This window comes from Rhizobium sp. BR 314 (assembly GCF_047445805.1).
Lineage (GTDB): Bacteria > Pseudomonadota > Alphaproteobacteria > Rhizobiales > Rhizobiaceae > Rhizobium > Rhizobium lusitanum_B.
In genome coordinates, this window is sequence record NZ_JARWLA010000024.1 from 70,307 (window position 1) to 84,790 (window position 14,484).

Genomic DNA, 14,484 nt, shown 5'->3' on the forward strand with positions numbered 1-14,484 from the left:
GAGGAGTATCGATGACGAAACTTGGATTTCAGCTTTATAGCGCCCGCAATTTCCAGCCCTATTCGGAGATCTTTGTAAAGCTCGGCAAGGCCGGCTATGCCGAAGTGGAAGGCTTTGGCGGCATTTATGCCGATCTCGACGAAACGGGCCTCAAGAGCCTGCGCACGGAACTCGACAGGAACGGCCTGCGGATGGCAAGCGGCCATTTCAGCCCGGACTTCCTTGACGGCGAAGTGCAGAAGTCGCTCACCATCGGCAAGGTCCTTGGCATGGATTCGATCTACGCGCCGCATATCGCTGCCGATCAGCGTCCGACCGATGCCGCCGGCTGGCGCGCTTTCGGCAAGCGCCTGCATGAAATGAGCAAGCCCTACAAGGATGCGGGCTTCGAATTCGGCTGGCATAACCACGACTTCGAATTCGTCAAGCAGGCGGACGGCTCGCTACCGATCGAGCAGATCTTTGAAGCTGCACCGGATATTTCCTGGGAAGCAGACATCGCATGGGTGATCCGTGGCGGCGGCGATCCCTTCGCCTGGATCGAAAAGCTCGGTCCGCGCATCACCGCCGTTCACGTCAAGGATATTGCTCCGGCTGGCGAGAACAAGAACGAAGACGGTTGGGCCGATGTTGGTCACGGCACGGTTCCGTGGGCAAAGCTGCTCAAGGCGCTTGCCGGCACCAAGGCTAGGCACTTCATCGTCGAACATGATAATCCGAGCGATGTCGATCGCCTGATCACGCGCTCCATCGCATCCTTCAAGAGCTTTTGAGGCACTTCCACATGGCTAAGGAACTAGGCGTCGGCATCATCGGATGCGGCAATATCTCAACCACCTACTTCTCGCTTGCCCCGCTATTCAAGGGCCTGAAGGTGCTGGCCTGTGCGGATATTAACATGGATGCGGCGCGGGCACGCGCCGAGGAATACAAGGTCAAGGCTCAGACGATCGACGAGCTGCTCGCCAATGACGAGCTTGACGTCATCGTCAACCTGACCATCCCGGATGCGCATTTCCCGGTTTCCAAGCGCATCCTCGACGCCGGCAAGCACGTCTACTCCGAAAAGCCGCTCGTGCTGACCCTGGAGCAGGGTGAAGAACTGCGTCGCATCGCCAAGGAAAAGGGCCTGGCTGTCGGCTGCGCTCCGGACACCTTCCTCGGCGGCGCCCATCAGCTCGCCCGCAAATTCATCGACGACGGCGGCGTCGGCCGCATCACCTCGGGCTCATGCCATGTGATGAGCCCCGGCATGGAAATGTGGCATCCGAACCCGGACTTCTTCTTCCTGCCCGGCGGCGGCCCGATCCTCGATCTCGGCCCCTATTACGTTGCCAACCTGATCAACCTGATCGGTCCGGTGAAGCGCGTCGGTGCGATGACGTCCATGGCATCGCCGACCCGCACCATCACCAGCCAGCCGCGCAATGGCGAGATCATCCCCGTGAAGACGCCAACGACGGTCCAGGCATTGCTGGAATTCGTCAGCGGTGCGCGGATCACGTTGACGGCAAGCTGGGATGTCTGGTCGCATCGCCATGCCAATATGGAGCTCTACGGCACCGAAGGCTCGCTCTATGTGCCCGACCCGAACTTCTTCGGCGGCACCGTCGAGGCAAGCGGCCGCGACAAGGATATCAAGCCGCTGGAAAATTGGGCGCATCCTTTCGGCATCGTCAATCAGGAAAGCCCGAACGGTTCGCGCGCCAACTATCGCACCGCTGGCCTTGCCGATATGGCAGCATCACTGATCGACGGGCGCGATGCGCGTTGCTCGCTCGATCGCACGCTGCACGGTGTCGATGTCATGACCTCGATCCTGAAGTCCGGCGAGGAAGGCCGCTTCATCGATCTGACCACCACCTGCACGCAGCCGGCAGCCCTTGGCATTGAAGAAGCGCAGGCACTCTTGAAGTAAGCGCAATAAAAGCTAGTTTGCGCGCGGGTGACCAACCCGCGCGCTTTTTCATCTCAAAGGAATTCCACCATGGCCTGGCAACCGGCATCCGATCGCTATTCGAAAATGAAGTACAACAGAACCGGCCGTTCCGGTCTGAAGCTGCCGGCCGTGTCGCTGGGGCTTTGGCACAATTTCGGCGGCGACACGCCGCACGATCGCAAGGTCGACATGTGCCGCACGGCTTTCGACCTCGGCATTACCCATTTCGACCTCGCGAACAACTACGGACCGCCTCCCGGCAGCGCAGAGACTGCCTTTGGCGAGATCCTGCGCACCGACTTCGCTGGTCTGCGCGACGAACTGATCATCTCCTCCAAGGCGGGCTACGACATGTGGCCGGGTCCATATGGCGAGTGGGGCAGCCGCAAATATCTGATCGCCTCCTGCGACCAGAGCCTGAAGCGCATGGGTCTCGACTATGTCGACATCTTCTATTCGCACCGCTTCGATCCCGACACGCCGCTCGAAGAAACCTGCGGCGCGCTCGATCATATCGTCCGTTCGGGCAGGGCGCTTTATGTCGGCATTTCCTCCTACAATTCGCAGCGCACGCGCGAGGCTGCTGCCATCCTCAGGGACCTCGGAACGCCATGCCTGATCCATCAGCCGAGCTACTCCATGCTCAATCGCTGGGTCGAGGATGATGGTCTGGTGGATACGCTCGAAGATCTCGGCATCGGCTCCATCGTCTTCTCGCCACTGGCGCAGGGCATGCTGACGACGAAGTATCTCGGCGGCATTCCGGACGACAGCCGCGCCGCACAGAACCACTTCCTGAAGCGCGACTTCATCCGCCCGTCAATCATCGACAATATAAGAAAGCTCAATGAAATCGCCGAGAAACGCGGCCAGACGCTGGCGCAGATGGCGATCGCCTGGGTTCTGCGCGGCGGCCGCATTACTTCCGCCCTGATCGGCGCCAGCCGTTCGTCGCAGATCGTCGATTGCGTCAAGGCGCTCGACAATCTCGACTTCACTGCCGAAGAGCTGAAGCAGATCGACATCTACGCCAAGGAGGCTGACGTCAATCTCTGGGCCAAGTCGGCTGAGAGGGACTGATCATCCGAAACGCCCGGAACTGGTTTCCGGGCGTTTTTGTTTTTGCCGGTGCTTATCGTGGTCTCTGGAGGAGGGAGCTTCGTGATCCGCAATCCAATCCTGCCGGGGTTCAACCCCGATCCGTCCATCTGCCGTGTCGGCGGGGACTATTATATCGCTACCTCGACCTTCGAATGGTATCCCGGCGTGCAGATCCACCAATCGCGTGATCTGGTGAACTGGACGCTCGTCAGGCGGCCGCTCGAGCGCGCGTCGCAGCTCGACATGCGCGGCGAGCCCGACAGCTGCGGCATCTGGGCGCCTTGCCTCTCCCATGCGGACGGTCAGTTTTGGCTCGTTTACACCGATGTGAAGCGCTACGACGGCAATTTCAAGGATGCCCATAATTACATCGTGACCTCACCGACTATCGAAGGCGAATGGTCCGAGCCGGCCTATGTGAATTCCTCGGGCTTCGATCCCTCCTTGTTCCACGATGATGACGGGCGCAAGTGGTTCGTCAACATGCAGTGGAACCATCGCACAGAGAGCTATGGCGGCTCACCGAGGACGCCGGCTTTCGACGGTATCCTGCTGCAGGAATGGGATCCGGCGGCGAAATCCCTGAAAGGCCCAATCAGGAACATCTTTGCAGGCACGGAGCTGGGGTTGGTCGAGGGGCCACATCTCTTCAAGCGTGACGGCTGGTACTACTTGACCACGGCGGAAGGCGGCACCGGCTATGATCACGCGGTAACCATGGCGCGTTCCCGCGACATCGCCGGCCCTTACGAACTGCATCCGAACCTATACCTGATCACCTCGAAGGATCGTCCGGAAGCGGTCTTGCAGCGTGCCGGTCACGGCCAATATGTCGAGACGCAGGATGGCCAGTTCTATCATACGCATCTTTGCGGCCGGCCTTTGCCACCGCATCGACGCTGCACACTCGGTCGCGAGACTGCCCTGCAGAAATGTGTGTGGAAAGAGGATGGCTGGCTCTATCTTGAGAACGGTACCAGCGTGCCCGATATCGAGGTCGCTGGCCTGAATGGCGCCCGACGCATCGAGAAGCCCCACCGCAGCGGCTATAATTTCGACGAGCGCACTCTTCCGGCGGATTTCCAGTGGCTGCGCACGCCGCAGCCGGAGCGCATCTTCAGCGTGACGGAGCGTCCCGGCCATTTGCGGCTTTTCGCCCGTGAAAGCATCGGCTCCTGGTTCGAGCAGTCGCTCGTGGCACGCCGGCAGGAGCATCATAATTTCCGCGCCGAGACCGTCATCGACTTCGAGCCCGATACCTATCAGCAGGTTGCCGGCCTGACGCATTACTACAATCGCTTCAAGCTGCACGCCATTGCCGTAACCCTGCATGAGAAGCTCGGTCGCTGTGTCACTATCCTGACCTGCCCAGGAGACTATCCGAACGGTCGCTTGAGCTTTCCGATCGCGGGCGGTGTAGCCTTGCCGGACGGGCGGATACAGCTTGCCATGGAAGTGCATGACAATGATTTGCAGTTCTTTTGGCAGGCGGAAGGCATGGGCGCATGGCAAGCGATCGGCCCGGTGCTCGACGCCGGCGTCATCTCCGATGAGGGCGGGCGCGGCGAACACGGATCCTTCACCGGCGCCTTCGTCGGCATGTTTGCCTTCGATACGTCAAGCCGGGCAAAGACGGCGGATTTCGACTGGTTCAACTACGATGAACTGTAAGGGTCGATGGCTCGCTGCGATGTGCAGCAAAGGCTGTAAGCCATCGTCTTCATTGCCGAATTGTAATTCGACTGTCAGATTCGTTTCATGTTTGTCACGATAAGAGTGCGCACAGATTCTGAAATGAGGAAACACCAATGAGAAAAATCTTCACCGTCCTTCTTACGGTGTCCATCCTGGCGATGCCGTTGGCTGCGACAGCGCAAGTCAAGCCGGCGCCAGCCGGCAAGCAAGCCGTCGCTGCCGAGAAAGAGGTGGTGAAGAAGAAGGTCGTCGTGCGCAAGGGCGGCTGGGTGAAGGGGCGGCGTTTGTCGGCTTCCGACCGGCGTCGTGCGGTGGAAATCGACTATCGCGCCTCGCAGCTGTCGACGCCGCCGCGCGGCTATCATTGGGTTCGCATCAAGAACAACTTCCTGCTCGTCGGCATTACGAGCGGCCTGATCTCCAAGGTGCATGAAGCCCGGTAGTTCCAGCACTGTCATCGACGGATATTGAGAGGGCGGCTCTCGGCAGCCTGTGTGAGAAGTCCGCCAAATCAATTAAAGTGGCCGCATTGGAAACGATGCGGCCATTTTCATGGGATATATTTCAGGGACTGATCGGGGTCAGAGGTCGCTATTGCCAGCGCGGATCGAGGATTACGTTGCCGCAGATGCCGCGGTGCGCGTGATCGATGCCTTTGTCGATGGGCTTGATGTTGCGCCGCTCGGCTTCAGGCGCGCGGTTGAGGCCTCGACAGGTCGTCCGCCCTACGATCGGCGTGATCTGCTGAAGCTCTACATCTACGGCTATTTTAACGAGGTGCGCTCATCCCGGCGGCTTGAGCGGGAATGCCGGCGTAATGTGGAGACGATGTGGCTGCTGCGTCAGCTTGCGCCGGACTTCAAGACGGTCGCCGATTTCCGCCGCGACAACRGGCCGGCGATCGTCGGTGCCTGCCGGGCTTTCGTGCTGATTTGCCGCGATGCCGGTTTGTTCAGCGCCCGCCTGGTGGCGTTGGATGGGTCGAAATTCCRCSCCGTGGCCAGTGCCAGGAAGATCATGGGACGCCGCGAGATCGAGGCGGAACGCGCCCGTCTCGACGGCAAGATCACCGCTGATCTCTCGGGACTGGATGAGGCCGATAAGAACGAGCCGGACGATGCGGCCGACGCCGTGGCAAGCGCCATCGCATCGCTTGAGAGCCGCCGGGGCGAACTGGAGCGGATGGCAAGACGGCTGGACGACGAAGGTCGTACCACGCTTGTCGATGGCGAGGCGGATGCACGGCCGATGGGCAAGGGCAAGGGACCAAAGCCGCCCGCCTACAATGTGCAGACTGCCGTCGATRCCGAGAGCGGCCTGATCGTCCACCATGAGGTCACCGATGAGGCGACCGATAATCGCATGCTGCATCCGATGGCAAGCGCGACCAGGGACGAACTTTGCCTRGAAAGCCTGACGGTGATTGCCGATGCCGGTTATTCCAATGGCGCTCAGGCCAGCGCCTGTGAGGACGACGGCATCATGGCCTGCGCGCCGTCAAACCGCGCGGTCAACAATACCGGCGATGGCACCTTGTTCKATCGTCGCGCGTTCTCATACGATGCAGAGGCGGACCGCTTCATCTGTCCAGCAGGCAATGGGCTGGAGCGCAAGCAGGTTATCAGYACGGAGCGCAGCGTGCTCTATGCTGCGCAGGCCGCCGATTGCGCCGCTTGTCTGCTTAAGCAAAAATGCACCACAGCCACCCGAAGATATGGTCAAAGGCATCTCGATGAAGATGCACTCGCCCGCATGCATCAACGGGCAACGCCCGACATGATGCGATTGCGTCGATGCACGGCAGAACATCCGTTCGGCACCATCAAACGSATGATGGCAGGCGGACGCTTCTTGACCAGAAACCTCAAGGGCACCAGAACCGAAATGGCCCTCTCCGTGCTCGCCTACAACATCATGCCCACCATAAACATGACATCAAAGCCCGCATAGACCCAAAAACCAAAAGAGGCTCCGGTCAAACCGGAGCCTCCAAACGTTTCCACACGGGCTGTTAAAAGCCGGCTTTTGCGGCCGCGCAGTTTACTTGCAGGGGTTCGCGACCGCCATGCTCTTCACGAGCTTGTCGACGACAGCACCGTATCGCTGCTGATCACTGCTGGGATATTCAAGCGAGAAATTGCCGACCGCGCTATCGCAGAGCGCAATCTCTCTGACATACAGGATGCGATTTTCCTTCGCGCCGGAAAAGCTCGCCGACGACGCCGTCTGCTTTTGATAGGATATCTGCCAGCCGTCCTCGATGTAGAATTTTCGGCGGCTATTGCTCTCGTCCCTGAAATTCCCGTCCATGATGTAGTTTCCCCAGACCAGGAGCTTGGCCGTACCGTCAGCCGACTGAAGGCTCATGCCATCGCCGTTGTCGGCGACCGACACCGTCTTAAATTCTGTAGGAAGATCAATGGAATAGCCGAATCGAGAGTTTCGATAGGTCTTGTTATCAGCGGCCAGAGCGGAAGTTGATACCAAACATAAACTGACGACTATGCGTGCCAGCATCTCCGTTTCTCCTCGCTTGCAGTGCTAGCCTGGCCCAGTCATGGCGGTCAGGCGTTGGATAGTTGTTGATCGAAGGCACGTGCCGCTTATGCGTTCCCTCGGTGGGGCGACGCCGAGCCGGAAGGAAATTCGCCACCGCCCATTCGAGTTGAGCTTCGAGCGTTTTGGCGAGCGTCTGATAGAACTGCACGGAAGCATCCTTGTGCTCCGTCTTGTATCTGACACTCACGAGCCACCCCGACACGGTTGCCGTCCCGGCGGCGCAGCATTCCGGTTCCGGAGGCTTTGCCATCCGGGCAGTCGCCGACCCAGAACGTCGGCCCGCTTGCGAGCGAAGCCGGAGCGACGAATTGGCAGCGGCTCGCTGGATCCTCCAGCCAAATCTGTTCCGACGTAGCTTGAGCAAAGACGTTCGTTCCAAGCAGCCCGAATAGGACAAAGCACGACGCCGAAAGCAACGACAAACGCATTTTCATATCAATCACCTGCCTGCGGGAATACGGCCGTCTCGATCGTCCTGAGGTTGACGCCGGGGTAGAACTATCTGAATTCACGCCTGAAATGCAATTGGGAGGTTGCTGGCACAAGCATTCCACCGGAAGGCATAGACCGACCTTCAAACCTGAGCGGTTCTAACGAACGGATGTCGCGGTGCCGGCGGCCGCTTGTACGAAGCTCCGAAAAACGACGTTTCCCGGATGATCCGTTCCTGCATGCTGTTCCTGATGCCATTGCAGACCGATGGCGAAGGAGGCGGAGGTGACCTCGATCGCTTCGACGATGCCATCGTCTGCCAAAGCACTCGCAAGAACAGCCGGCGAAACCTGAGCGACGGCCTCGCGATGGAATGTGTTCACGTCGATGCGCGATCTGCCGATGATTTTCGCCAGACGCGATCCTAAGAGAATCTCGATCGAATGAAGATGATCCCGCTTGTCGTGTTCCCCTGCCGAGGGAAAGGTTGTGTTTAGATCAGGTGTGAGGCGACAGCCGTTCAAACATGCGAGCATCTGCATGCCCGAACAGATGCCGAGAATGGGCTTATCCTTTTGAAGATAGCCCTCCATGATTGCTCGTTCGACTTCAAGACGCTCCGATGGCGGTGCCCGAGAGATTTCTCCTTCAATGTACCAGTCGTCCGGAAACGCAAACCGTCCGCCGACGGACACAAAGCCGTCGAACTCATTCAACGCAATGTCGACGATTTCAGGTACGTATGGAATACCAAAGGGGAGACCTCCTGCATCGCGCACGCCGCGAAAATATCCCTTGGCTGCTTCATAGCGCGTTCCGCCCGTGCTTGTGTTCTCGTCAAGGATAATGGCGATGCGGGGCTGGCGCATATGATAAGGCCTCTTGGCTCTAAGGATTGCGACGCATTGACTGGCGGGAACCATAGTCGGAGGTAAGCGGCCAGTCGAGATGCGGCGGCGTTGCCTCTCTGGGTCTGATCTGTGTCGCCGCTTGTGGTCAGGATCCGCCCTGCTGCGGTCCAAAGGGAGGCTCGGCGGTGAAAACCGTTGCAAACGCAATCCTCTTGAAGCGGTCGAGCGCTTCTGCGTTTCGATCCACTTTCATCCGTAAAATGGCACCTTCCCAGGAGACAAGCAGGAAATCCGCCAGATCGTTTGCCGAAAACCGCGTGCTGATTTCACCCGCTTGCTGGGCCTCTGTGATGCATCGTTCGAACGGTTTGCGCCATTCCTGGTAGATCGCCACGAGCCGTTCGCGCAGCAACTCGCTCGTCTGCGAAACCTCGATACTGAAATCGCCGATCAGACAACCGCGAAGATAGTCGTCGTCGGCAAGACGCTTGGTAATGATATCAAGATAGCGCAGCAGCCGCTCGCGAGGTCCGAGGGAGCGATCATTCAATGCTTGCCCGACGAGCTCGCGGGTATGGGCAAAATATTGGTCGAGAACCTCGGCGGCGAAAGCCTCCTTGGAACGGAAGTGGTTGGTGAAGGAGCCTTGGGGCACGCCTGCTTCGGCGACCACGTCCCTTACTCCGGCTCCATTATATCCCTTGCGGAACATGACCCTCAGGCCGGCGGCAACAATGTCGTTTTTGTTCGATGGCTTTGGCATGCCTTGACAATACGTACGTATGTATTATTAATCAAGAGGCGGAGGAAGGAAACTTCCCGCGAGAATGCTCATCATTTCCCCGTTATTCGCCGTCTTGCTCATCAAGTGACGGGCAAGCCACGCAAAGCATGCAACGCGTCCTATGTAAATACGGACGTCCATATTAAAAAGGATATGCTGATGGCATCCGATTCCCAACTACCTCGTGTGGAAGTGCTGAATTCCTATATGGCCTATCGAGATGTCGGCCCGGAGGACGCGCCGGTCGTTCTTTTCCTGCATGGGAATCCGACCTCCTCCTATATATGGCGGGACATCATCGCCGATGTTTCGCCGCATGCCCGCTGCGTCGCTCCTGATCTCATCGGCCTGGGACAATCGGGCAAGCCAGACATTGAATATCGCTTCGTCGATCACATCCGCTATCTCGACGCATTCATAGATGCCCTGCAAATACCTTCGGCTTTCATCGTCGCTCAGGACTGGGGCACAGCATTTGCCTTCGAACGGGCTGCGCGCCTGCCGCAATTCGTACGTGGTCTTGCTTTCATGGAGTTCATTCGGCCGATGGAAAGCTGGGAGGAGTTCCATCAGGTGCCAGCGGCGCGAGAGCTGTTTCAAAAGTTCCGTACGCCTGGAATTGGCGAGAAACTCATACTGGAAGACAATATCTTTGTGGAGCGTGTTCTTCCGGGTTCGGTCAAGCGGCATCTCACCGACGAGGAAATGTCCGTCTATCGCGCGCCATTCCCGACGCCTGAAACGCGGCGTCCTGTGTGGCGTTTTCCAAATCAGCTGCCAATAGCCGGCCAGCCCGGCGACGTGTGGGCGCTTCTGAGTGCTGCCCATGCCGCTCTGCGAGATAGCACCTATCCCAAGATGCTGTTCGTAGGGGAGCCTGGAGCTTTGGTTTCTCCGGAGTTCGCGAGAAAATTTGCTTCAACGCTCAACAATTGCGAAGTCGTTCCGCTCGGAGCCGGCGCGCACTATCTCCAGGAGGATCATCCAAAGGCCATCGCGGCAGGTGTTCGGCGCCTGCTGGAGGGTGCCGTGCGACGCTAAGGCTGTCGCTCACTCCACTCCATTCTTTGTTTGAACTGCACGAATTGCCCTTCCCCTTCGCCGTCAGGCGAGAGGGGAGGGAGGCAATGGCGCTATGATCATGAATCACATCGTGCTCGCTGGCCTCGCTTTAGCCTCGACGGCCCTCAATTGTTCAAGTGCGTTGCAAGCCACTCAACCTACCGATCTCGGCTCACGGTCCGGATCGAAGGTAACACTGCGGTAATATTGGAAACCTAGCGACTGTCGGTGTCAACACTGAAGGACTGCTCACTGATGATGGTGCCTGGATGTGTCGGCCAGGAGGCGACTGGGTCTTCTGATCCTTCGATTGATCGGAGACATGATCCAACTGATGTCGCTTGAGCATCAACCATCGCAACGTAGTGGGCATCACAGAATGAATTACCTCGAATTCATCTTTCGTCTTCTCATGCGATATTTTCTGTCTGCCGTGATCCTTGCCGCGCTGTTGGGCGGACCCGTCGCCATACTAATCTTGAAATGAGATTCTGCCGGCAATCAATCTCTCGAGCCGATATGCCGTAAGGTTATCACAAGGGTTGGATCGCAATCGGATGCAGCTTTCAAAAAGGAGTTGTATTGTATGCATCCGATTGCATTGTCGATCTGGTCGACGTCGATAGCTGGCGTGCGGGCAATGGTCACCTGTTGGGCTGTGTGGGTTGTCTGCTTCATCCTGGCCGTTACAAGCGGCTGCAGTTCGGTTCCGCTTAAGGAAGGAGGGATGCTCTCGTCCTACGGCAATCTTGGTGCGCCAAAGGGCAAATTCTCGAAGTCCAGGGTCTTTCTGGACAAGGACAAACTGAAGGACGTGAAAAAGGTTGCGATCTGGCCAACGACACTGACGCTTGCGGCCGGTAGCAGAATTCCAAACCCAAAGGACAGGTTGCTGGTCTCGAACTCGATCGATCGCGCCATCTGCTTTGCCATGAGCGAGAAATACCAGATCGTTCCAATCGGCGGCTCTCCTGATCTGACGGTAAAGGCCGTGATTACCGACATAGTTCCCACCCAGCCAACGGTTGCCGGCGCAGCAACGGCAATCTCGATCGGCAGTTCGATCGCTCTGCCCGTGCAGATTCCACGCCTTCCCCTGGGACTTGGCGGATTGGCCGTGGAGGCAGAAGCGCTTGATGGCGCAGGCGTTCAGCGCGCTGCCATCCTTTGGTCCCGAGGGGCAAATTCCATTACGAACAAGGCTCGCATATCCAAAGTTGGGGACGCCTACGACTTGGCGGCGGCCTTCGGAAGTGAGTTCTCCAGAATGATCATCGCCGGCAAAGAGCCAGGCGGCCTGAATATTCGGCTCCCGTCCTTCTATGAAATTCGCACGGGAATCGGCGGCAAGCCAGGCTCGCCGCTGTGCGAGAGCTTCGGCCGGTCTCCAGGCGTCATTGGCGCTCTCGGCGCTTCCTTCGGCGCCCCGCCGTCCTGGACGGATAAGGGGGCTCGCGCGTCCAGTTTTCCAGCGCAAGCTTCGCCTTCAGTGAAGCTCGCAGCGCCGGCGAATGGAGAACGTCGCCAGACATCAAGCGCTCTCAATCCGTAAGGCTACTGTAATGTTCGGGCAACATTTGCCCACAAGCACTGAACGAAAATGAACGTCCCGAGGTATCATCATGCGATATTGTTTTGCCGTTGTCCTTTCCCTCCTGTTGGCGGGCTGTCAGTCCGCCGAAGATAGCGACCGTTGCTCGAATTATGGCTTTGAACACGGCACCACGGAGTTTGCCGTTTGCAGGCAGCGCATCGACCTTGCGCGTCGTGAGTATCGTGAGCGTCGGATGGAAAGATCGATTGAAGCTCCAAACTATGATTATTAAGGAGACGTCAGCCGGGTAACCGGCTCACGTGCTTCGGTGTCGCATATTTGCCGTATCATGCTGCGAGAGCGGCTCGGACGTTTCGATATCGGAGATCGAGTTCTGCGGCGCCCATATATTCACGCTCTAGTTCAGGCAAGACATGCACATTTTGATCGTTGAAGATGATCTCGAACTCGCCACGTCCCTAAAGGCGATGATGGAAAGCTCGATCGGGGTGACGGACACGTTCGCGACCATTGGCGAAGCAGAGGCTGCACTCCTTGCGTTCAAGTTCGATCTTGTCATCATCGACCGTCACCTTCCCGATGGTGACGGTCTTTCCCTGTTGTCGGTCTTGCGCCAGCTACGCCCGCGTCCGGCAACGCTGATACTGACGGCACTGGACGACCCCACCGACATTGTGGCCGCGCTGGACAAGGGAGCGGACGAATATATCGGCAAACCATTTGAGCCGATGGAGCTTGTCGCGCGCGCTAGGGCTGTCCTGCGACGCTATAATCTCGACGAGACGGGTTGCACGCAGTTCGGAAATTTGGCCTTCGATCTCAACCATCGCTCGGCCATGATTGGAGAAACAGTGCTGAACATCCCACGACGGGAACTGGGCATTCTGGAAGCGTTGATACGTAGGGCCGGGCGTGTGGTTCAGCGTGATACGCTGGAGGCATCTGCCTATAGTCTCGATGACGAAATCGAGTCTAATGTCATCGAGTCTCATGTCTCGCGCCTGCGTCGACGGTTGCGCGAAGCCAATTGTGACGTGAACATTCGCACCATTCGTGGCATCGGTTACATGCTGGTACAGGAATGAGGTGGCGATCTCGCTCTATTGCATTTCCGGTGGCGAGCCTGCTGATAGTCGCAATGGCTTGCGTCATGGTGCTGAGTACCGTTTTGACATTGGGTGTCTTTCTCAGCACGAATACAAAATCCAAACAGCGGATGAATGCCGACACGGTGGGCAAGCTCATCCAGTCTGGCATGACCTACGACAGCCGTGGGAAGCTCGCGCTACAGCAGACGGGCATCTCCGCGACGATCATGGGTTTTGCCGAGGCGGAGCCGTCTTTCTGGTATTTTGTCAACGACGGAGAGCAGACCGTCTCGCATGGAACTGTACCATCTTCCGTCGGGCAGATCATAAAGGCGGCGCCATCGGAGATCTTTGCTTCCGAGTTCTATTATACCTCGGACGGGGAGCGCTTTCTTGGCCTCAGATTGGTGGATGAGAGCAATCCAAAGGTCGTGATTGCCCTCGGCGGTATTTCGTTTTCCGATGTCCAGACCATACTTGTGACGTTATGGGCCGTCTGGCCACAGGGCCTCTACCATCTCCTGGGCCTCGTATTGGTGACGACTGTGACGATCGCAGCCGTGATCCTCCGGCACACTATCGCAACGCCGGTAAGGCGGGTCGTCGACTCGGCCGAGCAGATTGACGGTCTTCCCAATGGCCGCAGAATTTCCGATCGAGATACGCCGACTGAACTCAGGCCGATGGTGGCAGCGTTCAATACTGCCTTGACGAGGATCGATCACGCTTTCGAGGCACAGCGAAATTTCCTTGCAAGCGCATCGCACGAGTTAAGGACGCCACTGACCAAACTGCGTATCAAGCTGGATCTGGTGACGGATGTCGAGGTCAGGGAGATGTTGATCCGTGACGCGACGCGTCTTGCGGCCATCGTAACGACATCGCTTCAGCTCGCTCGCCTCTCCGGCCAGTCCCTGGCTTTCTCAGCCGTTGACCTGACTGCAGTCACCCGTTCGGTCGTTGCCGATCATGTGCCGAGAGCAATCGGGCAAGGGCTCGAGATCGAACTGCGCGCTCCGCAAGCGACCGTCGGAATCTCGGGTTCGGAGGCAGCTATTCGTGTTGCGCTGGACAACTTGATTTCCAATTCCCTGCGGCACGCACAAGGTGCCCAGACGATCGTGGTCGAGGTGCTCGCGTCCCGTCAGCTGAAGATCATCGACCACGGCCCGGGAATTCCGGTCGAGGAGCGGGAGACGGTGCTCCACCCCTTTGTTCGCGGCGCAAATGCCGCATCTGAAGGGTCGGGAATGGGATTGGCGATTGTGGCTCAGGTCATACGCGCTCACGGCGGGTCCGTTGTTCTCGATGAAACGGCAGGCGGCGGGCTGACCGTATGTCTGACCTTTCCGGCGCACTGACACAAGAGCGAGCCGGACGGCGGCAATTGTCGTCCAGCTCTGAAGACTGAGCCGATT

14 protein-coding genes are annotated in these 14,484 nt (G+C 58.2%); 10 read left to right on the plus strand and 4 right to left on the minus strand.

From position 1 onward, the window contains the following. Positions 1 to 11 precede the first annotated feature (11 nt). From QD461_RS24855 to QD461_RS24880, 6 genes are all read left to right on the plus strand, one after another. Positions 12 to 773 carry a sugar phosphate isomerase/epimerase family protein gene (locus QD461_RS24855; RefSeq protein ID WP_414090114.1) on the plus strand — a complete coding sequence of 254 codons (762 nt, stop codon included), beginning with the start codon at positions 12 to 14 and terminating at the stop codon, positions 771 to 773. Between the two features lie 11 nt (positions 774 to 784). Further along, complete coding sequence (locus QD461_RS24860) at positions 785 to 1,918, plus strand: Gfo/Idh/MocA family protein (RefSeq protein ID WP_414090115.1); 1,134 nt, start codon at positions 785 to 787, stop codon at positions 1,916 to 1,918. A gap of 69 nt (positions 1,919 to 1,987) precedes the next feature. Then, entirely contained in the window at positions 1,988 to 3,019 is a 1,032-nt protein-coding gene (mgrA, locus tag QD461_RS24865; protein ID WP_414090116.1) for an L-glyceraldehyde 3-phosphate reductase, read from the plus strand. Positions 3,020 to 3,100: 81 nt separating this feature from the next. Continuing rightward, positions 3,101 to 4,711: a glycoside hydrolase family 43 protein gene (locus QD461_RS24870; RefSeq protein ID WP_414090117.1), complete on the plus strand. Its 1,611-nt coding sequence runs from the start codon at positions 3,101 to 3,103 to the stop codon at positions 4,709 to 4,711. 137 nt (positions 4,712 to 4,848) lie between these two features. Beyond that, a complete protein-coding gene (locus QD461_RS24875) occupies positions 4,849 to 5,178 on the plus strand; it encodes an RcnB family protein (RefSeq protein WP_414090118.1) in 330 nt (109 codons plus the stop codon). 109 nt (positions 5,179 to 5,287) lie between these two features. Next, complete coding sequence (locus QD461_RS24880) at positions 5,288 to 6,685, plus strand: IS1182 family transposase (protein WP_414090119.1); 1,398 nt, start codon at positions 5,288 to 5,290, stop codon at positions 6,683 to 6,685. A gap of 90 nt (positions 6,686 to 6,775) precedes the next feature. Here QD461_RS24880 and QD461_RS24885 read toward each other — a convergent pair whose 3' ends face one another. From QD461_RS24885 to QD461_RS24900, 4 genes are all read right to left on the minus strand, one after another. Beyond that, entirely contained in the window at positions 6,776 to 7,102 is a 327-nt protein-coding gene (locus tag QD461_RS24885; protein WP_414090120.1) for a hypothetical protein, read from the minus strand. Between the two features lie 91 nt (positions 7,103 to 7,193). Then, positions 7,194 to 7,442 (minus strand): hypothetical protein, encoded by a 249-nt coding sequence (locus QD461_RS24890; RefSeq protein ID WP_414090121.1) that lies wholly within the window; start codon positions 7,440 to 7,442, stop codon positions 7,194 to 7,196. Between the two features lie 442 nt (positions 7,443 to 7,884). After that, positions 7,885 to 8,595 carry a gamma-glutamyl-gamma-aminobutyrate hydrolase family protein gene (locus QD461_RS24895; protein ID WP_414090122.1) on the minus strand — a complete coding sequence of 237 codons (711 nt, stop codon included), beginning with the start codon at positions 8,593 to 8,595 and terminating at the stop codon, positions 7,885 to 7,887. A gap of 127 nt (positions 8,596 to 8,722) precedes the next feature. After that, complete coding sequence (locus QD461_RS24900) at positions 8,723 to 9,340, minus strand: TetR family transcriptional regulator C-terminal domain-containing protein (RefSeq protein WP_414090123.1); 618 nt, start codon at positions 9,338 to 9,340, stop codon at positions 8,723 to 8,725. A gap of 174 nt (positions 9,341 to 9,514) precedes the next feature. Between QD461_RS24900 and QD461_RS24905 the strand changes: the two genes are divergently transcribed. The 4 genes from QD461_RS24905 to QD461_RS24920 all read left to right on the plus strand — a co-directional run bounded on the left by QD461_RS24905 (position 9,515) and on the right by QD461_RS24920 (position 14,427). Further along, the gene (locus tag QD461_RS24905; protein ID WP_414090124.1) at positions 9,515 to 10,402 is read left to right on the plus strand and encodes a haloalkane dehalogenase; all 888 of its coding nucleotides are present in this window, start codon (positions 9,515 to 9,517) and stop codon (positions 10,400 to 10,402) included. Between the two features lie 607 nt (positions 10,403 to 11,009). After that, a complete protein-coding gene (locus tag QD461_RS24910; protein WP_414090125.1) occupies positions 11,010 to 11,975 on the plus strand; it encodes a DUF3313 domain-containing protein in 966 nt (321 codons plus the stop codon). Positions 11,976 to 12,391: 416 nt separating this feature from the next. Next, complete coding sequence (locus tag QD461_RS24915) at positions 12,392 to 13,063, plus strand: response regulator (RefSeq protein WP_414090126.1); 672 nt, start codon at positions 12,392 to 12,394, stop codon at positions 13,061 to 13,063. 65 nt (positions 13,064 to 13,128) lie between these two features. After that, on the plus strand, positions 13,129 to 14,427 hold the full coding sequence (locus QD461_RS24920) for a sensor histidine kinase (protein WP_414090127.1): 1,299 nt from the start codon (positions 13,129 to 13,131) through the stop codon (positions 14,425 to 14,427). Positions 14,428 to 14,484 lie beyond the last annotated feature (57 nt).